17 protein-coding genes are annotated in these 21,968 nt (G+C 30.0%); 4 read left to right on the top strand and 13 right to left on the bottom strand.

The annotated features are described in order from the left end of the window. Positions 1–144 precede the first annotated feature (144 nt). The 10 genes from BPP43_RS11260 to BPP43_RS11220 form a co-directional block, all read right to left on the bottom strand. Complete coding sequence (locus BPP43_RS11260; RefSeq protein ID WP_015275000.1) at positions 145–1,284, bottom strand: glycerate kinase family protein; 1,140 nt, start codon at positions 1,282–1,284, stop codon at positions 145–147. A gap of 30 nt (positions 1,285–1,314) precedes the next feature. Continuing rightward, positions 1,315–1,827 (bottom strand): hypothetical protein, encoded by a 513-nt coding sequence (locus BPP43_RS11255; RefSeq protein ID WP_013243586.1) that lies wholly within the window; start codon positions 1,825–1,827, stop codon positions 1,315–1,317. Between the two features lie 77 nt (positions 1,828–1,904). Beyond that, entirely contained in the window at positions 1,905–3,455 is a 1,551-nt protein-coding gene (locus tag BPP43_RS11250) for a sodium:solute symporter family protein (RefSeq protein WP_013243587.1), read from the bottom strand. A 21-nt stretch (positions 3,456–3,476) separates the two neighbouring features. Beyond that, positions 3,477–3,698, bottom strand: a complete 222-nt coding sequence (locus BPP43_RS11245) for a hypothetical protein (RefSeq protein ID WP_015274999.1) — start codon at positions 3,696–3,698, stop codon at positions 3,477–3,479. A gap of 21 nt (positions 3,699–3,719) precedes the next feature. Then, on the bottom strand, positions 3,720–4,352 hold the full coding sequence (locus tag BPP43_RS11240) for a 3-hydroxyacyl-CoA dehydrogenase family protein (protein ID WP_252832432.1): 633 nt from the start codon (positions 4,350–4,352) through the stop codon (positions 3,720–3,722). Positions 4,353–4,395: 43 nt separating this feature from the next. Then, entirely contained in the window at positions 4,396–4,566 is a 171-nt protein-coding gene (locus BPP43_RS11745; protein ID WP_217284018.1) for a 3-hydroxyacyl-CoA dehydrogenase NAD-binding domain-containing protein, read from the bottom strand. 24 nt (positions 4,567–4,590) lie between these two features. Beyond that, positions 4,591–5,772, bottom strand: a complete 1,182-nt coding sequence (locus BPP43_RS11235; RefSeq protein ID WP_015274998.1) for a thiolase family protein — start codon at positions 5,770–5,772, stop codon at positions 4,591–4,593. 30 nt (positions 5,773–5,802) lie between these two features. Next, positions 5,803–6,546 (bottom strand): 3-oxoacyl-ACP reductase FabG, encoded by a 744-nt coding sequence (fabG, locus tag BPP43_RS11230; protein WP_013243591.1) that lies wholly within the window; start codon positions 6,544–6,546, stop codon positions 5,803–5,805. Positions 6,547–6,548: 2 nt separating this feature from the next. Beyond that, positions 6,549–8,150 carry a bifunctional acetyl-CoA--acetoacetyl-CoA transferase subunit alpha/beta gene (locus tag BPP43_RS11225; protein WP_015274997.1) on the bottom strand — a complete coding sequence of 534 codons (1,602 nt, stop codon included), beginning with the start codon at positions 8,148–8,150 and terminating at the stop codon, positions 6,549–6,551. Continuing rightward, on the bottom strand, positions 8,144–9,763 hold the full coding sequence (locus BPP43_RS11220; protein ID WP_015274996.1) for a class I adenylate-forming enzyme family protein: 1,620 nt from the start codon (positions 9,761–9,763) through the stop codon (positions 8,144–8,146). The genes BPP43_RS11225 and BPP43_RS11220 overlap by 7 nt, the downstream gene beginning before the upstream one ends. A 213-nt stretch (positions 9,764–9,976) precedes the next feature. Here BPP43_RS11220 and BPP43_RS11215 point away from each other — a divergent pair, with 213 nt between their 5' ends. From BPP43_RS11215 to hemW, 4 genes are all read left to right on the top strand, one after another. Next, positions 9,977–10,348 (top strand): MarR family winged helix-turn-helix transcriptional regulator, encoded by a 372-nt coding sequence (locus BPP43_RS11215; protein ID WP_015274995.1) that lies wholly within the window; start codon positions 9,977–9,979, stop codon positions 10,346–10,348. Between the two features lie 173 nt (positions 10,349–10,521). Further along, on the top strand, positions 10,522–11,802 hold the full coding sequence (lpxC, locus tag BPP43_RS11210) for a UDP-3-O-acyl-N-acetylglucosamine deacetylase (protein WP_015274994.1): 1,281 nt from the start codon (positions 10,522–10,524) through the stop codon (positions 11,800–11,802). A gap of 17 nt (positions 11,803–11,819) precedes the next feature. Next, positions 11,820–12,674, top strand: a complete 855-nt coding sequence (locus tag BPP43_RS11205) for a sigma-70 family RNA polymerase sigma factor (protein ID WP_013243596.1) — start codon at positions 11,820–11,822, stop codon at positions 12,672–12,674. Then, positions 12,674–13,801: a radical SAM family heme chaperone HemW gene (gene hemW / locus BPP43_RS11200; protein WP_041752848.1), complete on the top strand. Its 1,128-nt coding sequence runs from the start codon at positions 12,674–12,676 to the stop codon at positions 13,799–13,801. The genes BPP43_RS11205 and hemW overlap by 1 nt, the downstream gene beginning before the upstream one ends. On the opposite strand, the gene BPP43_RS11195 is transcribed toward hemW, so the two are convergent. The 3 genes from BPP43_RS11195 to BPP43_RS11185 all read right to left on the bottom strand — a co-directional run bounded on the left by BPP43_RS11195 (position 13,796) and on the right by BPP43_RS11185 (position 21,601). Further along, positions 13,796–14,092 carry a Trp family transcriptional regulator gene (locus BPP43_RS11195; protein WP_014933589.1) on the bottom strand — a complete coding sequence of 99 codons (297 nt, stop codon included), beginning with the start codon at positions 14,090–14,092 and terminating at the stop codon, positions 13,796–13,798. The two genes, hemW and BPP43_RS11195, sit on opposite strands and share 6 nt — an antisense overlap. Positions 14,093–14,217: 125 nt before the next feature. Beyond that, on the bottom strand, positions 14,218–21,210 hold the full coding sequence (locus tag BPP43_RS11190) for a TolB-like translocation protein (RefSeq protein WP_015274992.1): 6,993 nt from the start codon (positions 21,208–21,210) through the stop codon (positions 14,218–14,220). 58 nt (positions 21,211–21,268) lie between these two features. Continuing rightward, on the bottom strand, positions 21,269–21,601 hold the full coding sequence (locus BPP43_RS11185) for an STAS domain-containing protein (RefSeq protein WP_013243600.1): 333 nt from the start codon (positions 21,599–21,601) through the stop codon (positions 21,269–21,271). Positions 21,602–21,968 lie beyond the last annotated feature (367 nt).

Here is a 21,968-nt window from a genome sequence, read left to right as displayed (position 1 = left end):
TTTTTAGAGAAATTAATTTAACTTTACTTAAATAATATTTTTTAAAGAATGATTTTTAAAGAATAATTTTTTTTAATTGCATCACCTATTGCATACAGGCAAAAATCTACAACAAAACCTATATGCAATAGGCAAATACAAGTTTTACATATTAATATTTATAAACCTCAATGCCCTCTCGGAAGCATCTTCTATCAAATATTTAGAATTAGCAATTGCCTCCTCAAGCGGCATAGCCCTCTTTAAAGCAGGCATAATGGAATCTATACCCATCTCATAAACCGCCTCAGCACCCTCTCTTATATCTCCCACTATAGCAATAACAGGAATATCTTTATTTAATTTTTTAACCCTCCTTGCAACACCAACCGGCACCTTTCCTTTTTTGGTCTGTCCGTCAATAGCTCCTTCCCCTGTAATAACCAAAGAAGCACCCTCTAGCTCTCTCTCAAAATTAATTATATCAAGCATAGCATCAATTCCGCTTTTTATCTCAGCATTACAAAAACCAATAAGCCCGCCTCCTAAACCTCCGGCAGCACCAGCACCCTCTATAAAGTCAATCTCTTTTTTGTATTTTTCTTTTATTAAGCCTGCAATATTTTTAAGCCCATTGTCAAGCACATCAAAACTCTCTTTAGTAACTCCCTTCTGTTTGCCGTATATAGCAGTAGCTCCATCATCGCCATAAAGCACATTCTTAACATCAGAAGCTACATTTATTTTTATATCAAAAAGTCTTTTATCAACATTACTGTCATCTATGCTTTTTACTCTTATCATATTCTCAGCAATACTTTCAAGTTCTTCTCCTTTCTCATCTAAAAACCTATACCCCAAAGCATTAGCCATACCAATACCGCAATCATTAGTAGCACTGCCCCCAATTCCAATAAGTATCTCTTTTACTCCTCTATTAATAGCATCTCTTATAAGCTCTCCCGTTCCATAAGTAGAAGATTTTAATGGGTTTCTCTCTTTCTCATCAACCAAAGTAATACCCGAAGCCTCAGCCATCTCTATAACCGCCTGACTACTGTTAATTAATCCATACTTAGCACTTACAGTTTTTCCTAAAGGGTTTTTTACATCAACTTTTATAAACTCTCCGCCCGCAGCATAAATCACACTCTCAACCGTACCCTCACCGCCATCTGCTATAGGAATCTTTTTAATAACAGCATCTTTAACTGCCTTTAATACCCCTCTCTCTATACATTCAGCAACTTCTAAACTGCTCGCACTTCCCTTAAATGAATCTGGTATTATTATTATCTTCTTCATAAATAAAATATCCTAATATTAATTTTTTTATTATTCACATTGTAATTGCAATAACATATCTTTATAATACTCAAATTTTGTGTCTATATTATTTGTATCCGTAGTTATAGTTTGTATTACTAATCTGTTAGTATTAGAATCAAAAAATGATAATTGCAAAGAATCAAAAGTTTCATTATTTTTTAATATCCTAAAAATACTATGATTTGCTGTAATTCTTGACCAAGAAAAATACATATTATCATTTATTTTTTCTAATTCTAATAATTGGTATAAATCATTTTTATACTTCTTATTTTTAACATTAAACTGCCTTTTATATTCAGTTATATAGTCATCAATAGAATTAATCTTACAGCTTTTTATCCATCTTAAAACCATACTGGAATCATTTTTCTTTATGGCAGAAGAATCTATCTTTACAAAACCATTGTCAAATTTAAAAGGCATCTGATTATTAATAAATATATCCCAATTATTAGGATGTTTAATTTTTATACCATAAACACTAAAAGTCATTGTATTTTCAATATTTTTGTTCATAAATATACCGTAAGTTTATAATTAAAGAATAGATGCAATTTTTTTATATTTTTGCATCTATTCAATTTAATTACATATTATTTATTTACTATATTAGATAAAGAATCTTCTGTTATAGAAGAAGTTTCAGCACCAGAATATATAATAGAATCTAATCTATTATGGAACTTCACTACAACTTCCTCAGGACATTTAGTAACAAGACTAACTATTACAAATAAAATAGTATTAACAACTAAAGCCCATATAAGAGCAGAGAAACCTAAAGGCGGAGCTACAAAGAATGTAAATACTATGGCAGTTATTAATCCTCCTATAGTACCAATTATAGCACCCTCTTTAGTACTTCTTCTCCAGAATAAACCACCTACAGTTTCTGGAAGTATCTGAGCAAAGAAAGGTGAAGACAATTTATAAGCATAATCTGTAATAGAAGCAGGTCTTATAGCTACAATCACTAAAGTTATAATCATTAATCCAAATAATACTATTCTTCCAAAAGTTACAACATCTTTAGAAGAAGTAGTAACATCATTTTTAAATTTATGTAAATAAATATCCCTAGAAGCAATAGCAGAAGCAGATAACAATAAAGAGTCAGCAGTAGATACACCAAATGCAAACAAACATAATAAAGATATGAAAGATACAAGAGGCGGAGCATACTGTGTAGATAAAACAGCCACAACATTATCAGGTTTAGGGAAATTAGGACCTAATATAGCAGGAGCCAATATAGCACCTATAAGAACTATAGGAGTATAAACTAAAACATATGATAAAGGCATAGCCCAAGACATTTGTCTAAAATTATCTTTATTAGCAGCTACAAAAGTTCTCATAAATATATGCGGCCATACAACAGTAGCTATAGCTCCGGTTAAAGCATTACCTATCATACCTTGCCAATTAAAAGCACCTCTAGGTCCAGGCATAGATAATATAGAAGCAGTTTCAGGGTTTTCCATTATAATTTTTACAGCTTGAGCAAATCCTCCGTCAGGGAAATGTTTAATAGTAAGATATGAAATCAATACTATTAAAGTACCAAATCCTAATATCATATGGAAAGTATCCATCCAAGCTACACCGCCCATACCGCCGCCTATAATATGTAATGATACTACTATAGTACCAACAGCAACAGCTATTACATAAGGAACTAAACTATTAGTAGTTACAACTACAGCATCACCTATAGCTATTAATTGCATTGCTACATAAGGAACTATAAATATTATTAATACTAAAGCTATTAATATACCATAAAACTCAGAATAAAATCTAGACCTCAAGAAATCAACAGGAGTACTATAACCATACTCTTTACCCAATATCCATAGTCTATATCCAAGTATTACAAACATTAAACCAGCTACCATTCCGCCAGTATTAGAATAAAACCCTATACCGTCTCTATAAATTCCAGCAGGAGCTCCATAAAAAGCTAAAGCAGAAAATACAGATATAGAAGTAGTACATAATAATATAAATGGATTTAATCCTCTATTAGCAGTAAAGAAACTTTCAGAAGACTTGCTAGTAGTTTTAAAAGTTCTAAATCCATGGAAAACTATAAATACAGAATATATTAATATACCAATAGAAATAAGAATTGAATTTATCATAGTTTTTTATCTCCCAAATTATTATTTTTTTGAATAATTAACATGCTCTTGTGTTTTGAAGAATGCATTAAAATACAATCCCCAAACTATAGAAGCAGGCACAGGTAAAAATAACAATATACAAAGCTGAAGCGGCAACCACCCAAATAATATAGGATTAGGTATAATTGTTACTATTACATAGTCAAATAGAAAATAGCAAATATTAAATAGTATAAACAATATTTTTGTACTTTTTTTCATAATTATATCCTTGAATAATGTTTATTTATAATCATAAAATCCTTTCCCTGTTTTTCTTCCCAAATTACCAGATTCCACTTTTTTCACAAGAAGAGGACATGGTCTAAATTTAGAATCTTTAAACCCATCATATAATGTATTCATCACAGAAAGTACTGTATCAAGCCCGGCAAAATCTGCTAACTCTAAAGGTCCCATAGGTAAATTAGCTCCATATTTCATGGCATTATCTATATCTTTTGGGTCTATCCCTTCCATAACCAAAAACATAGCTTCATTCCACATAGGAACAAATATTCTATTAACAATAAAACCTGGAAAATCTTTAGCCGTTACCGAAATTTTATTTAGCTTATCAGACACCTCTTTAATAACATTTAAAGTTTCCAATGAAGTATTAATAGAAGGTATTATCTCAACCAATTTCATAACAGGTGCTGGAATAAAAAAATGCATACCAATAACTTTATCTGCTCTATTAGTTACAGATGCTAAAGAAGCTATAGATAAAGTAGAAGTATTAGAAGCAAGTATTGTTTTTTCATTACATATACTATCTAACTTTCTAAAAACTTCTTTTTTTATCTCCATATTTTCATTTACAGCCTCTACAACCAAATCACTATCTATAGCATCATCATAATTAGTAGAAATTTTAATTCTTGATAAAGCAGCATTTTTTTCATCAGCAGAACATTTATTTTTTTCTTACCATACGCTCTAATTGTTTTTCTATATTACTCAAAGCATTTTCTACAAAACTTTCTTTAATATCAATTAAAACAGTATTAAATCCAGAATATGCAAACACTTGAGCTATTCCGCTACCCATTAATCCTGAACCTATAACAGAAACTTTCTTTTCCATTATTTCTACTCCTAATAAGTATTATTATTGTAAATTTCTAAATATAGCAGAAATTCCTTGACCGCCGCCTATACACATAGTTACCAAACCCAACTCAGATTTTCTTCTCTTCATTTCATGCATCATTTTTACAGTTAATATACATCCAGTAGCACCAACAGGGTGTCCATGAGATATAGCTCCCCCATTAACATTAACTATACTTTCATCTAAACCAAGGTCTCTGATAACTGCTACACTCTGAGAAGCAAAAGCCTCATTTAATTCTACCAAATCAATATCTTTAATATTCATATTAAGTTTTTTCAATAATTTTTTAGTAGACAAAGCAGGACCAAAACCCATTAATTCAGCTTCATTACCAGCTACAGCATACCCCACAAACTCCATCAAAGGTTTAGCTCCCAATTCTTTAGCCATATCTTCAGTAGTTAATACAACAGCAGCAGCACCGTCATTTATACCAGATGAATTACCAGCTGTAACAGAACCATTCTCTCTAAAAGCAGCTTTTAATTTAGATAACTTTTCTAGAGTAAGACCTCTCTTAGGGTGCTCATCTGTATCTATAATCATAGTTTCTTTTTTTGTCTTTACTTCTACAGGTATTATTTCTTCTTTAAACTTACCTTCATCTTGTGCTTTTATCATCTTTTCCTGACTAGATAAAGCAAACTTATCTTGATCCTCTCTTGTTATTGAATACTTATCAGCAACATTCTCAGCAGTAGTACCGTTATGAAAAGGTCCTAAAGGCCAAGTTAATATATCTATAAGTCCATCTTCTAATTGCTGATGTCCCATTCTATAACCGCCTCTAACATTAGTTATATAATACGGAAGTCTTGACATATTCTCTGTACCGCATGCAACTACAACATTAGAATTTCCAGTCATTATTTCTAAAGCACCATCTACTATAGCCTGCAATCCGCTTCCGCATTGTCTATTAACGCTATATGCAGTAGTTTCTTTTTCTAATCCAGCCTTAAACATCGCAGCTCTTGCTATAAATCCGCTGTCAGCTATCTGTCCAACATTACCAACTATAACCTCATCTACTTTTTCTTTAGCTATTTTAGCTCTATTTACAGCCTCTTTAATAACAATACCCCCTAAATCTATTTGATTTATAGAGCTAAGGCCTCCCATAAACTCACCAATAGCAGTTCTTACCCCGCTAATTAATACTATCTTTTTATTCATAATAATAACTCCTTTTTATTTATATAAAAATTATAATATCATTCCACCGCTAACTTCTATTATCTGTCCATTTATATAAGAAGCCTCATCAGATGCCAAAAAAGCAACCATATTGCCAACATCTTCAGCACTTCCAGCTCTTCCTGCAGGTATCTTACTAATCATTATATCCCAAACTTTCTCTGGTACGCCTCTTGTCATATCTGTCTCTATAAAACCAGGACAAATAGCATTGCAAGTTATACCCTTAGAAGCCAATTCTCTAGCAGCAGTCTTAGTAACTCCAATAACTCCAGCCTTAGAAGCAGCATAATTAGCCTGACCAATATTACCAAGCCAACTCATAGAAGAAATATTAATAATTCTTCCATATCCCTTCTCTCTCATTATCTTAGCAGCCTCTCTAGTCATATAAAAAGTTCCTGTCAAATTAACTGCTATAACATTATCCCATTGTTCATCTGTCATCTTATGAAGCATAGCATCTTTATTAATACCCGCATTATTTACTACTATATCAACACTTCCATATTCTTTAATAGCAGCAGCATATATATTGCAAACATCTTCTAGCTTTGCAATATTACAAGCAACACATAAAGCCTCGCCTCCATCTCTTTTTATCTCTTCAACACACTCTTTAGCATTATCTATAATTACATCTGAAACTACAACCTTAGCACCTTTCTCTGCTAATTTCTTTGCTATTCCCTTTCCCAATCCTCTTCCAGAACCTGTAACTATAGCAACTTTACCTTCTAAAATCTTAGACATATCTAATTACCCCCTATTTTTTTATTAATAATTTTATCTTTTAAATTAGATTTACCTTCTATATTAAATAAATCTAAATCCATTACTTTTAAATTCTCAGCAATAATAGGCTTAAAATCCATAAGATCCAATATATCCTTTTGTAAATCTATACCCGGAGCTATCTCTGTAAGTACAACCCCCTCTTTTACAATCTCAAATACAGCCCTCTCAGTTACAAAAACAACCTTCTGTCCTTTAGCCCTAGCTATTTCTCCATTAAAAGATATCTGACCAACCTTAGAAACCATCTTTCTAATCTTGCCCTCTTTTACTATCTTTAATTTATTATTCTCAAATGAATACTCACAGCCAGAAGCAGTAAAAGTAGCACAAAATACTACCTTCTTAGCATTTTGAGTAATATCTATAAATCCGCCAGCTCCAGTACATCTGTCGCCCATCTTAGTAGAATTAACATTTCCATATTGATCCAATTCACCAGCACCCATAAATGTAACATCAACACCCGCTCCATTATAATAATCCATCTGTTCATGATGCGTAATCATTGCATATAAATTCTTTCCTATACCAAAATCTATACCGCTAGCTTGTACCCCGCCATATATTCCAGATTCTACCGTAATCATAATATCATCAGCAACTCCCTCTTCATTACATATCTTTCCTACAACATCATTAGGTATTCCAGTTCCTAAATTAATAATATCTCCAGCCTTTATTTCCATACAAGCCCTGCGTCCTATAAACTTCCTAACACTAAACTCTAATGGCTGAATATTGCTTTGAGGTGTTCTCAATTGACCGCAATAAGACGGATCAAAATACCAAGAAGATGTTTGTCTATGATCTTCAAAAGGATTATCACAAACTACTACATTATCTATAAATACTCCAGGTACTGTAACGCTCTTTGGATTTAATGTTCCTGTTTCTGCCACATGCTTAACTTGTGCTATTACCTTTCCTCCAAATCTCTTTGTAGCTAAAACAGCAGGTAATACTTCCAACTTCATTGCCTCTTCATCTGTTGTCAAGTTACCCATTTCATCGCATACAGTTCCTCGTATTATACAATAGTCTATAGGTATAGATTTGTACAATATATACTCTTCATTATCTATCATAATAATCTCAGACATCTCTTTATCAATTTTTTTAGTTCTGTCATTCATTTTTCCGCCCTCAACTCTAGGGTCAACAAATGTCTTTAAACCAACCTTAGATATCTTACCAGGCAAGCCACAAGCCATACTCCTATAAAGCTGTGCTATCTGTCCTTGAGGCATACAATAAGCATCTACTTTATTGTTAGCAATCATTTCCATCCATCTAGGCTGCAATCCCCAATGTGAACCAATAATTCTTGTAACAAAACCTTCATGAGCAAAATGTTGTATACCGTCTTTCCTATCACTCTGACCACAAGAATGTAATAAAGTAAGATTACTAGGGTGCTTAGTCTCTAAAAATCTCTTTTCTAAAGCTTTTAATATAGATTCGCTCGCACTTACTAATGTCATACCTATAGTACATATAGTTTTATTATCTTCAATTATTTCTGCCGCTTCTTGTGCTGTTATGAAATTATTTTTTAACATACAATCCTTTCCTTTTTATTTATTAAAAATTTTTTTATTTCTTTTTTGTCTACTTTACCATTCGCAGTTTTTGGCAACTCATCTGTAAATATAATATCAACAGGAACTTTATATTTAGCTAAATTCTTAATCAAAATATTATAAAAGTCCTCATAACTATAACTATATCCAGACATAAGTTTTACCATGGCAACAGGAACTTCCCCATATTTATCATCTAATCTTGCCACTACTGCTGATTCTAATACCCCCTCAATCTTAGATATCTCATTTTCAACATCAAAACTACAAATCTTCTCACCGCCCTTATTAATTAAATCTTTTTTCCTATCCACAACATATAAATAACCATCATCATTTAAATACCCTATATCCCCAGTCTTTAACCAGCCATCTACTATACTATCACTCTCTAAATTGTAATATCGCTCTAATACAACAGCTCCCCTAACACATATCTCACCAATCTCACCAACATTACATTCATTAAAATCTTCATCTGTTATCTTTATATCAAAACCAGGTATAGCTAGTCCAGATGAACCTATATATTTACTGTCTGCTGCCCCTATAGGAAATATAGTGCCTGGAGAAGATGTCTCTGTTAAACCATATACAGTGTGAAAATCTACTTGAGGAAGCCACTCTTTTATTTTTAAAATGTTATTTGGTGTCATATTGCTGCTTCCGCAAGCAAAACTTCTTAAGCTAGGAAGAGATGGAAAACTATCCATTAACTCTATAAGAAGGGCAAATACAGTAGGAGATGCATGTATAAATGTAATTTTTTTCTCCAATACAGTATCCAATACTTCTTTGGCATTGAATGTTTTTTTCAAAAATAAAAGACCGCCGGAATAAATAAAAAGTCCAAATAATGCTATGATACCTGTTATATGATAGATAGGTGTTGCTATTATAGATATGTCATTTTCTGTGATAGATAAAATCCTATTATAGCTGATAATCGCATGAACTAAATTATAATTCTTTAATAATACTGCCTTGCTCTTTGAAGTAGTTCCAGATGTGAACATTATAATAGCATCGTTATATAAATCTCTTGAAATTATATCCTCATTACAAAATGAAAAATTATCTTCATATATATAACTAAATCCATAATTATTATTACTGCCGCATACTACTTTCTGCAATTTATCTTCGTCAGAAAAATAATCTAAATATATATCCTCTACAATTAAACAATCTATACAAATCTTCTCATATAATGACTTAACTTCAGATGCCTTATATTTAGATGGAAATATCACAGAAATAGATGATAACTTAGATAATGCCATAATACTAATACAAAACTCTACCCTATTAGATAATAATATACCAACCTTATTTGCTCTGCCTATACCAATACTCTTATTTAAATAACAAGCAAACTCATCTACAAGATTTAATAATTGAATATAAGAATATTCATTACCAGAACTATCAACTATAGCTATTTTATCTCTATACTTATCAGCGCTATCTAATAATATATCATACATACTATTAGGAGCTTCTTTATATGTATATACTTTCCTATCGCCTATTGATATGTAGTCCATATCTCTTTTTATATTATCATCCCAAAATGATTCACCGGATATCATAAAATACCTCACATATACTTAAGGATAATTATATATAAATCAATTAGAATTCTAATTGATTTATATATAATATAGTCAAAAAATATTCTATTGTCAATAAAATATTGAATTTCATAAAATATTTTTTATTAATTTTAATTTATAGAAAAATTTATTTTGACAAATTAAATAATTTTTTATATAATTCAAAAAAAGATTTTAGGAAGTTTGTATATGAATACTAGTAATAGTTTAAAACTTGTTGTAATTTTATCTAAGGCTCATAACTCATACATAAAAAAAGTAAAAGCTAATATAAAATCTTTAGGTTTTTCAGGAAGCGAGTTCGGAGCTTTAGAATATTTATATAATAAAAAAAGTGTTGTAAATGTACAAGAACTATCCGAGAAAATATTGCTGACTACAGCAACAACAGCATATACAATTGACAAACTCATAAAAAGAGGATTCATATCTAAAAAAGAAGGGGAATTAGATAAAAGATTTGTAGAGATTTCTTTAACAAAAACCGGTAAAAAAATTATGCAAAATGTATTTCCTGTTCATGCTGATTTCTTAGAAAAAATTAAATCCTTTAACAGATAAAGAAAGTGAAGAATTAATCATTTTACTTAAAAAGCTAGGAAAAGCAAATAAATAAAAAATATTGAAAAACTATAAATAATATATTATTAACATAATTCCGATAAATTATAAATATAGTATATTGATTTTATATGGTTAATATAATATTATATTTGGAGTAGGAAAATTGAATTATGATAAAAAACAATATATTAATAATAGATGATGAAGAAGATATTTTAAATGCTTGTAAGAATGTATTAGAAGATGAAGGATATGATGTTGATATTGCTAAAAACTACGAAGAAGCTTTAAAAACATTTGAGAGTAAAAAAGTAGATTTAGTATTTTTAGATGTATGGCTTCCTAATGTAGATGGTTTGGATATATTATCAAACATAAAAGAGAAATATCCTGATACTGCTGTGATAATGATGAGCGGACATGCGGGGGTTGAAACTGCTGTAAGGGCTACTAAAATGGGGGCTTATGACTTTTTGGAAAAGCCTATTAGTGTAAGCAAATTATTATCTTCTTGCGATGAAATATTTAAAAAGAATGAAAACAGCATAGAAAATAATACATCAAACAACAACAATACACATCATCATAAAACTAATAATAAATATAAAGTAAAACAAAGAACTATTGCTAAAAGTATAGTAGTAAGCGGTTTTGCTCTAATGGAAGGAAGAAAAACAGCTCTTACTTTAGTACCTGCTGAAGTAAATACAGGCATAGTTTTTGTTGATATCAATACAAATACTCAAATAAAACTAGACCACACAAATATACTTTCAAAAGATAAATCAGGAGCGGTAAACTCTACTGCATTGGTGGCAGGAAACAGATATATAAAAACAACTGAGCATTTCTTAGCGGCACTTCATATGATGGGAATAACAAATTTAATAGTAAAATGCGACGGAGAAGTTCCTAATGTTGATGGTTCTGCTTTGGTATTTTGCGATGCTTTGAAAGAGGCTGGTTTTGTTGAGCAAGATGATTATATAGAGCCTATAGTGATAGATGAAACTCTTACTTATGGCAATGTTAATGATAATGAAACTTACATAATACTTTCTCCATATAATGGTCTTGAGGTGAGCTTGCGTATAGATTTTGCCGGCACTATTGGTGTTCAGGAGTATACATACAAGTTTGACAATTTCGAGCAGTTTACTGAGGAAGTAGGAAGGGCTAGGTCTTTTAACACTATAGACAATATTGATTATGCTCAGAAGATGGGTATGGCTGGAAGCGGTATGATAGGAAGCCATATACTGCTTTGCGACGGAAAGGTTATTAATACTAAACTTCATTTCGATAATGAGTTTGTAAGACATAAGATTTTAGATATAATAGGAGACTTGTATATATTAGGAAGACCTATAATAGGAAGGGTTGTGGCTAATAAATCTTCACATTCCTTTAACCATTCTGTAGTACATGACCTTGCTAATAGATATTTATAAAGGACAGCATAAAATTAATGCCAAATAGTAGAACAAAGAGTAATATAGAAGAAAATAATAATATATCCTTATATTTTGCAGATGCCAAGAGAGAGAAACTTCTTACTAGAGAAGAGGAAATAGAATTAACTCAAAGATTAAAAAAAGGCGATTCTCAAGCTAGGGCTAAACTTATAAGAAGCAATTTAAGGTTTGTAATAAGCATTGCCAAGCAGTATAAAAACAGCGGTTTACTTTTAGAGGATTTGATAGGCGAAGGCAATTTAGGTCTTATAATAGCTACAGACAGATTTGACCCAGACAAGGGATATCATTTTATTTCTTATGCTGTTTATTGGATAAGGCAGAGCATATTAAGGGCTATAAATGAAAAATCAAGACTAATAAGGCTTCCTTTGAATAAGGCTATGGATTTGGTGGATTTGGAGAGGGCTGTTCATCAATGCTACTACAAAACTGGTCATATGCCTGATGTTGAGGATTTGGCGGCTATATTAAAAAAAGAGCCTAGAGAAATTAGAAATATTATGTCTATGAATAATGAATATGTGTCGCTTGAAAAAGATTTTAATATGGACGGTGTTAAAGATAGATTGGCTGATGTAGTTGAAGATAAAAACAGCAAAACTGTAGAAGATATATTATCTGATAAAGAGCTTACTGAAGAATTAAAAATCGCTATGGAAGAGCTTTCTGATATAGAAAAAGAAATAATCAATGCAAGATACGGTCTTGACCAAGAGAAAAAAACATTAAAAGAAGTTGGAGAGAAGTATTCATTTACAAAAGAGCGTATAAGGCAGATAGAAAAAAAGGCTCTTAAAAAAATGCATTCCAAAAGATATAGCTCTCTTAAAGATTTCTTAAACTAATGTCAGGCCTCTACATTCATATACCCTTCTGTACATACAAATGCAGCTACTGCAATTTTTTTTCTGTTGTTAATATGAATGAAAAAGAAATATATAAAAACTATGCTGATGCATTAATTGAAGAATTAAAATTAAGAATAGATGATTATAATGAAGAGATAAATACAATATACTTTGGAGGAGGCACGCCTTCAGTATTAAACACTAATTTACTTAAATATTTATTAGACAACATATTAAACATTCTTAAAAATTATCAAGACATAAAACTAATAAAAGAAATAACAATAGAATCAAACATTAATGATATAAACAGTGAATATATTAATTTTTTAGAAAGTATAGACAATATAAGAATATCTCTAGGTCTTCAAACATTCAATGAAAAATCTTTGTCTCTTATAAACAGACATACAGAGTTAGAAGAAATAGTAAATGCTCTAAAAATAATAAATAATTCTACTATAGAAAATATATCCCTTGACTTTATATCAGGTCTCCCTCTAAATGATAAGCTTCAAACAAAAAAAGACATTCTAAAAGCATTAGAATTACTCCCCAAAACAAAACATATATCTCTTTACTATTTGGAGCTAACAAAATCACTTGAAGAGAAATGGAGAGATTATCTGCCTAAAGAAGATGAAAGTGTAGAATATTATGAAATATCTTCAAACACATTAAAAGATTTGGGCTTTATAAGATACGAAATATCAAACTACTCTATTAATAATTATGAGTCAATACATAACTCAAACTACTGGAAACTAAAAAATTATTTAGGCTTAGGAGCTTCTGCTGTAGGATACTACAACAGAGAAAGATACGAAAATATAAAAAATGTAAAAACATATATTGAACACATTAAACAAAATAAAAAACCTATTAAAGAAATAGAATATATAGACAGAGAAACACAAAAAAAAGAGTTTATATTTCTCTCTCTAAGAACAGTAAAAGGCATAAATATAAATAATTATAATAAAATGTTTAAAGAAGACTTTAAAGACAAATATTCATCAATTATAAAAAACAACAAAAATTATTTTCTTATAACAGATGAATATTTATCTATAAAAGAAAATTATTTTAATTATGCAGATGAGATTAGTTTATTATTTTTATGATTTGTTTAAGGATTCTTGAAACTCTTTATTGTTCATTAGGTATTTATCAACTATAACTGCCAAAGCACTATCTTGTTTTTTTAATTCTCTTGCCCCTCTTGTAATGGAACAGAGACTAGCATTCAGACTTTTTGCTATTTCATATTGAGGCATTTTCCTCCTGAGCAAGGTGACTATCCTTAGCCTTTGCTGAATCATATCCTGCTCATCTTTGGTAAAAAGTTCTGAAAGTAAGCTTTTAATAAACTTCTCATCATTTTCTGTTGCTAAAATATGTGCTAATAAGTCCATTGATACTCCTATATATATATTATTAATTATAATATTACTTTTTATGATATTTATATATAGTTAAGTATAGAACAAATATAATTTTTTGCAAGTGTAATTATGTTTTTATCTTAAAAATATGCTTTTTATTTTGGTATTCCTGGAAGTATATAGTCAAATAAAGTATAGCTTCCTTTAAATAAAGTATTCATATCTGAAGCATTTATTATATTAGGGTTTACAGCATTGTTTTTAATATATCTGTAAGAATCTATAACGCCATTATCAAAGTTCATATATAAATACTTCATAGCTGTATAATAATCGCCTGATAAATCTGTGCTGTATGTAAACATTAATTTATTGTTGCTTCTGTCGCTTAAATACTTAAATATATCAGCATTTCTAGCAGGAGAGAGGAATATATCTTCTTTATTGTAAGGCTTATTGTAGTTGGTGTCTATTCCTATATAGTGAGTGAGAGGCACTTTTCTTTTTCCATCAGCATAACCAACAGCTAAACTCTCTAATGATGTGTAAAAATTAGTTTGAGTGTTTAATTTAATATTAGCCTTACCTACATTAATAACGTCCATAGGCACGTACTTTAACTCTCTTATCTTTATAACATCAGCATTCTTAAAGTCATTAAAATAAGCAAAAGGTATAGTAAATAAATTAGGATAAGAGCCTGTAATATAAACAGTATTCACCCTTGATGCATTTTTGGATACATCTGAAGGAAGCATTTGGGACTCTATAGATTTTAATGCTTTCATTCTTTCATTAGCATTAGGAGCATTTGTAAATGCAGTTAAACTATCTCTTAATTTGTCAATAGATACAAGAGAAGATTTTTTTACTTCATTATCACCCACAACATAACTATAAGAAGTGTATTTATCATCTTCATAAGAATAGAATATAAACATAGTATTAGTGTTTTCATTACTAAATATGTTATATGCATTATAAATATTCTTTCTAAAATCGCTCTCAGGCACTCTTATTTTATTTAGAAGTCCGTATATATAACTTGGCTTATCCTTATAAAGCGAATAGAATAAATTAGCAAATGATGAAATAGTATTAGCTTCAAATATATACTGATTGCCGTAAATATAATCCATAGTTAAGAATATATTAGCTTCATTTGTAGTTTTATTATCTAATATTGTATTTGCAACTGTGAGTATTTGATTTGTATTTGTCATTAGAGTGAGTAAGTTTGTTACTTTATCTAAAGGAGTTTTAGCATATATCAAATCATAAAGCACTGCTATTTCTAATATTTTATTTTTATTTGTGCCTGTAGTTCTCTGTGCTATATAATTTACGTATCTTACATTATTTTCTACAGTTTCGCCTGATTTTAAGAATCTTGATAATGTGCGAGGAGTAAAGTATTCATCTATTAAATGATAATTTTCATTTGTGTATAGATACATAAAATGCAAAGCTCTTCTAGCACCCTTAACAGCCCCTTCATCTCCAAGTCTTCTATAAACAGGAAGCATTGCCTTCATAAAGTAGTATGCATTAGAATCGCTTATATTACTGTAGGAGGAAGCAAAATATTTATATCCGTCTTCAGAGAGATTGTATGCAGTGTTGGTGTCTTTTGCATTATATCTATCTTCTATAAAATAAGCATAATTGTCCATAACCTCATTAGGAGACTGTGAATAGCTTATAATATTAGAAATCATGCTAACAGAAGGCGTTTTTTGGTATGATGCAAGCAGACGGCTTTTGAAATTATAAGTTTCATTTGAAAGAGTTGTCATGCTGTTATCTGGCTTTCCGTATACTGTAAATAGATTGTTGTCATAGCCTTTCATGCTCTCTTCCAAAGAATTGCTTACAAGACTTTGGAAATAATTAGTATAAAACATTATTCTTGAATATGTATTAGAATTTCCTACTACTAATGCTATATTATTAACTTCTTTTAATACTTCTTTATTTTCATCAAAAGTTTTCTTGTCTGCATAAAGGATATAGAAATTCTTTTTCATTAAGTTTGATATATCAGAAGCCTTAGCATCTGTGATATCTACAACCAAAGGCACATAGGCATTAGTTAATAAATCATTAAAAGGCACAAACCTAAACTTTCTCACTCTATTAGTAGCTTGAACAGTGTTAGTAGCTTGAAGAGTATTAGTAGCTGCATTGTTTGTAATTATATTATTGGTATATATATTAGTGTCATCTTCATTATCTACATAATTAACCTGCATCACTCTTACATCATTTTTTATATAATCATTTTCTCTATAATCATTTGCATTATCTGCATAGTTTACATTATTTGTAAGAAGAGTGTTGCTTGCAGAAGAGGCAGTCATATCTATATTTTTTCTGTCATTTCTATTAACCTTATAAAAAGAAATTAATCTGTTATCAACATAGGCAACCTTTGGAGGAAGCATATATTCAGTAGAATCATAAAGCTCGCGTACAAAGGCATTATTATTACTCATAACAATAGGACTCTCACCAATATGAGTAACATAATCTTTTGTTTTTATTAAGTCATTAGTTTGATAATAGAAATAAGTCTTTTTGTTCTCCCTCACAAATCTATAACCCAAATAAGTATCCCATATTAGAGTTTCATCACTACGCATTGATTTATCTATATCAGTAGCCTTCACATCGCAAATTACTATATTTTTTATAGGCGTATTTTCAAAAGTTTTAATAGCCTCTTTTTCATATTCTGTAATTTCTTTTAGAGATGATTCTTCAAGCTTTTTGTCATAATTAGCTGTTACTGCAGACAAATATTTTTGATAAGCATAGAGAGCTTTTTCATATAGTTTATAATAATCTCTAAGATAATAATTATTCTCTCCGAGTGTATAGAGTCTTTTATCTAAAAACTTCCTACGCATGTCTATTGCATCAAACATAGCAAGTATATTAATGCTCGCATCAGGATAATTGCCTTCCAAAAACTCTATTACTTTATACCTTGCTTCTTGCAGTATGAGATTATTTTCTTCTACAAAAGTAATCATAAACACACTTTCTCTTAATCTCTGTAATATTCTAAACACATACATTACAGGCTCATCAAGACTGTCAGGATAAATATCTCTATACTTCTCACTAAAATCTATTAAAGTAGTAAGTATAGCAATCTCCTCAACTGCAAAAGCATTAACTTTAGCCTTAGAAAAAGCAGATATATATTCCCTCGCAGCCTCTTCAATATTTCCCGCAAGCTCATAGGCTTTAGCTAAATTGTATCGAATAATAATTTCAGTCTTTAAGTCCACAGGGAAGTTTGAGTTTGATGAGAGAATATATTTATATCTATCTATAGCATTTTTTAGCATATAAAGTCTTTGAACATTAACATCATGCATGCTCATATCCAAAGAGCCGTCATTATTTTTCTTTCTGTTAAGCATTAAATCATTAGCTTCAGAAGTAAGCTTCAAAGCCATTATATATTGAAAAGCTGCTATATGTGAATATAATAATAATCTGTCTTTAGAGCTTACGCTGTTATTTGTAGAAAGCACCTGAAGAGTTTTTGTAGTGTTAAAGAGCTCCATAAAAAACTCTCTTCTTATAGCAGTTAAATCATTTTGAGATAAATATCTTAAATAAAGCGATGATAAGCTCAAATAGTTTTTAGCATCATTTTGAGCATTTTCGTATATTAAACTAGGATTATTATTAAGGGCATTAGAGTTTATAGTTTTTCTGTATTCTTCTATAGACTTTCTAAAAGACATAATAGAATTAGAAACAGAGCCCTGCCTATAATATAAATAACCTTCATTGTTGTAGTAGGTAGCAAGCATTAAAGGCTGTATTGATTTTTTAGGCTTATCTTTAATAATATAATTTCTATAAGAAGATAAAGCATCTCTTGACTCTGAATATCTTCCCATCTTCTCATAAAGCTCTTGATATATAGAATAAAGCATCTGCTGTTTATCAACATTAAGAGGCTCACCCGGTATATATCCTCCAAAAGAAGCTAACCCTAAGTTTACAACATTGATATTAGCACCATATAAAGTAATACTTACATAATTTGGATTATATGAAGAAGAATCCAAACTATCTATTTTTGCCTTCACATTATCACAGTATTTTAATGCATTGTTATAATCTTCAAGTTTTAAGTAGCAAGCAGCAATAAGAAGTTCATTAAGTTCATTTTGCTCTACATTATTTGTAATTATAGTATTTCTTTCTAATAATGATTCTATAGCTTTAGTGTAGTCTTTTTGTTCAATGGCTGCAACTGAAGTATAGCCTACTATTTTGTATACTGCTTCACTGTCTCCAAGTCTTTCAAAAATCTCTCTGGCTTTATTATATTCTCTATAAGCTCCATTAATATCATTGTTCATCCACAAAGAATATCCATAGAAGAAATGATACCAAGCCTTACTCTTATCGCTTCCTACACTGTTTAATAAAACTTCAGCTTCTTTATATTCATTAGCCGCATCAGAGTATCTGCCGTTTATTAAGTAAGAGTTTGCAAGCATTATAGATACAACATTAGGCTTAGTTTTTATCTTGCTTTTAGCCATTATAAGAGAATCAATTATTTCGCTTTCTAAATTTGGTGTTTGAAGAGTTAATTGATTGTATCCTATATATTTATCATTATTTACATTATTGTCTTTATAGCTTGGCACTAATTCCATTATGCTTTTATATGTTTTATCGCTTTGAAGAACCTGCATCTTTAGAGCTTCTGCAAATGTAAGCATTTCAGCCTTTTTTATATAATAATTCTCTTCATCAGGATAAAGGAATATAGCAAAATCCATATAAGAGACTGCTTTATCTACTATAGTATTAAAAGACTTATTCAAATACAAATAAAATCCGTCTTCTCTTTTTTTCTCGCTAAGCACATACCTTTCGCTGTCATATTGTTTAGACATAGCTATGCCGTAATATCTATTAGCCAAATAATAATAAGCATTAGCAAGCTCTGCATGTGCTGCATGCTCTGAATATCTTGTAGATAAAAGAGTTCTCTCCCTCTCTGCTATGGTTTGTTCAAGTGATTCTATAGTGCTGTATGCCCTAAGTCCGCTTTCAATAATTCTTGAAGAAGCATTGGCATCATTAGGATTATAAACTAAAACTTCTTGATAATTGTCATAGGCAATATTGTATCTCTCTTCATTATAAGCATTATCCGCTAAAGTTCTATAATAGTTGGCAAGTATTCTTTTTGATTCTTTTGCTTCATAAGTAGGCTCAAAGTTTTTGCCTCCGCTTTTTACGGCATTTACTAATAATTGATAAGCTGCATCATCTTTTTTGTCTAATAATATTTTAGCATTAGCATAATAACCCAAAGCAAGCATTATATCATTTTTTGATTCCATATAGGGCTGAAATAAATTTGTAGCTTCATCATAATTTTTAGCAAGTATAAGTCCGTCTAAATATATAAGTCTGCTTGCTACAGATAATGGTGCATATGGGTGAGAGTTATCTATTATAGTTTGATAAGGAATCTTTGAATCTTTTATAAAATCTTTTGCTATTTCAAGTCTGTCTGCAAATATTAAATCTTTTCTTCTGTAAGGTTTATTATACAAGTCCTCATCTGCAGGATATTTATAATTATTATCTTCAAGCGAATGAGAATATAATTTTGATATTAATACATATAAATCTTTGCTGCTGTCATAGTCTATTATACTATTTAAAATTTCCAATGTTGAAGCATTTGTGTTATTTTTATTATATTTTTCATTAGCAGATATGTATCCTGCCCAAGATAAAGCATTTACTATATTTTCATTGCTTGTGATAATTGATTCATTTGTAGTATAATATGAAGCACTAAGCCAATTATCATTAGTGTCAAAATTTTCATCTATCTTTAAAGCCAAAAATCCGTAAAAAGTGTTAGTATATTCTGTTGTTAGAACATTTTTTGAAGTATTGTAAATATCTATGTTTTTATTAGTATAGGCCTGATACATTACATCAAAATAAGCCTTTGATACATTACCCCTATCTTCATCTGAAGGGAAATACTCTGAAAACTTCTCTATTACTTCAACTTTTCTATTGTAAGGCAAAGCAACAAAGGTATTATACATATCATTGGCATTAGCATCTTTAATGAAATATTCTTTAGTAGAGCCCATAGTTACTATACTAGTGCCTGAAGTGCTTAATACATAGCTTCCTACCAAAGCAGATTCATATGCTACATTAAATGTGCTTAAACTTGTATTTTCTTCTAATACATAATATTGTCCTGTAGACAAAGAATAAGACATTAATCTTCTTTTATCATTATATGTTAAATTGCCGTCTTTATCAGTATCATTTGCTATTTCAAAATAAATTATAGTGTCATTGTTGTAGAATGACGGATTAAACTTAAAGGTTTTAGTATCAGTTAAAATCATCAAATTGGTTTGAATATCATTTGTGATGTAGGAGTTAGCTTGCAAGTCTACTACTGCTAATTGAGAATAAGGCTCTCCTATTTTAGAAGTAATAAAAGCAATATGTCTATCATTAAAAGAGAATGTAGGAGAAGCGGCTTCTATATCTGCTCTTTTAATTATTTCCTTACCATTTGGCTTAACTGTGAAGAGTTTTTTAATATTATCTTCTCTGTCTGAAACAAAAGCTATCATATCGGCATTATGAGAGATTTCTGGGTCTGTATCATAGCCTTTATAATCTGTTATTCTTACTACACTTTGCTCTAGATTTTCTAAATTATTTTTTGAAGTTCTAATACCAAGATTAACTAGCTTGTATAAGTAAATATCAGAAAAAGCATCATCTCTAGTAGAAGAGAATACCAAATATTTTGATTTACTATCCACAGAAACAGAAGAATCTACTCCTGGGCTTCTTGTGAGTCTAAAAGTTTCAAGCGTATAAGAATCTACAGCAAATATATCTGTATTTCCTGCATTTTCTCTGGAATAGTATACCCAAGTTCCTTCTCTGTCTATAACAGAATCTAAAACAGGGTTACCCTCTCCGGAAGTTAGAGAGTATCTTTTATACTCTCTTAAGAAAGGTCTGCTATTAAAAATAGAATCTGCACTCTTTTGACTGGATGCACAGGATAATAAAATAAATAATGGTAATAATAATAGCTTTAATTTCATAAACCTTTTATATAAGTAATAATAATTACTACTTTACAAACAAAACATTCAAAATATTTTAGAATGTAGCTAAAGCATCATCAACGCTGTCAAAAACTTCAAATAAATCTTCTAAATCTACAGTTTTTAATATTTTCTTTATTACATCAGGTACTGAAGCTAAAACAAGTCTTCCGTTTTTATCTTTTATCTTTCTCATCATATTAATGAATACTCTAATTCCGCTTGAGCTTAAATATTCAACTTTAGATATTTCTAAAATCAAATTAATACTTCCAGACTCTATAAGAGCATCTAATTCGCTTTCTATAGATACAGATAAATTAACATCTAATTTACCTTCTAATTTTACAACTTTTGCTTTACCTTTATCTTCTATATTTAAACTCATAATATATTTTCTCCTTCAAAGACTTAATTAGAATATTATAACAAACATAATATTAAAGTCAATAATTAATAAAAATGCTAAATAATATTTATTATAATAGAAGTAAAATTTTATTATGTTTAAAACACCGCACGCACGGCGTAGAGGTTATAAAATATAATAAAACTGCATTATTAATTTATTTAAAAACATTGTTTAGCTTAGCGTGCGTTGTGCAAACTACAAATTTAAAAAAACTTGGGCGGGCAGCTAAAATAACAGTGTAAACAAAAAAGGAAAATCAACACATAAACAAAAGAAAAGACAAAAAGCCTAAAGGGCGGGAAAATGTAATTAAATTTTTATTTTAAATAATGCTTAATTTTCC

Origin of the sequence: Brachyspira pilosicoli P43/6/78 (genome assembly GCF_000325665.1) — a bacterium.
GTDB classification, from domain to species: domain Bacteria; phylum Spirochaetota; class Brachyspiria; order Brachyspirales; family Brachyspiraceae; genus Brachyspira; species Brachyspira pilosicoli.
The sequence above is the reverse complement of the archived record's forward strand: the minus strand, read 5'-3'. Positions and strand labels throughout refer to the sequence as shown.

Bases quoted from the DNA above. Each gene is read 5' to 3' on its own strand.
- BPP43_RS11260 (WP_015275000.1), bottom strand. From the start codon at position 1,284: ATGAAGAAGATAATAATAATACCAGATTCATTTAAGGGAAGTGCGAGC.
- BPP43_RS11255 (WP_013243586.1), bottom strand. From the start codon at position 1,827: ATGAACAAAAATATTGAAAATACAATGACTTTTAGTGTTTATGGTATA.
- BPP43_RS11250 (WP_013243587.1), bottom strand. From the start codon at position 3,455: ATGATAAATTCAATTCTTATTTCTATTGGTATATTAATATATTCTGTA.
- BPP43_RS11245 (WP_015274999.1), bottom strand. From the start codon at position 3,698: ATGAAAAAAAGTACAAAAATATTGTTTATACTATTTAATATTTGCTAT.
- BPP43_RS11745 (WP_217284018.1), bottom strand. From the start codon at position 4,566: ATGGAAAAGAAAGTTTCTGTTATAGGTTCAGGATTAATGGGTAGCGGA.
- BPP43_RS11235 (WP_015274998.1), bottom strand. From the start codon at position 5,772: ATGAATAAAAAGATAGTATTAATTAGCGGGGTAAGAACTGCTATTGGT.
- fabG (WP_013243591.1), bottom strand. From the start codon at position 6,546: ATGTCTAAGATTTTAGAAGGTAAAGTTGCTATAGTTACAGGTTCTGGA.
- BPP43_RS11225 (WP_015274997.1), bottom strand. From the start codon at position 8,150: ATGTTAAAAAATAATTTCATAACAGCACAAGAAGCGGCAGAAATAATT.
- BPP43_RS11220 (WP_015274996.1), bottom strand. From the start codon at position 9,763: ATGATATCCGGTGAATCATTTTGGGATGATAATATAAAAAGAGATATG.
- BPP43_RS11215 (WP_015274995.1), top strand. From the start codon at position 9,977: ATGAATACTAGTAATAGTTTAAAACTTGTTGTAATTTTATCTAAGGCT.
- lpxC (WP_015274994.1), top strand. From the start codon at position 10,522: ATGATAAAAAACAATATATTAATAATAGATGATGAAGAAGATATTTTA.
- BPP43_RS11205 (WP_013243596.1), top strand. From the start codon at position 11,820: ATGCCAAATAGTAGAACAAAGAGTAATATAGAAGAAAATAATAATATA.
- hemW (WP_041752848.1), top strand. From the start codon at position 12,674: ATGTCAGGCCTCTACATTCATATACCCTTCTGTACATACAAATGCAGC.
- BPP43_RS11195 (WP_014933589.1), bottom strand. From the start codon at position 14,092: ATGGACTTATTAGCACATATTTTAGCAACAGAAAATGATGAGAAGTTT.
- BPP43_RS11190 (WP_015274992.1), bottom strand. From the start codon at position 21,210: ATGAAATTAAAGCTATTATTATTACCATTATTTATTTTATTATCCTGT.
- BPP43_RS11185 (WP_013243600.1), bottom strand. From the start codon at position 21,601: ATGAGTTTAAATATAGAAGATAAAGGTAAAGCAAAAGTTGTAAAATTA.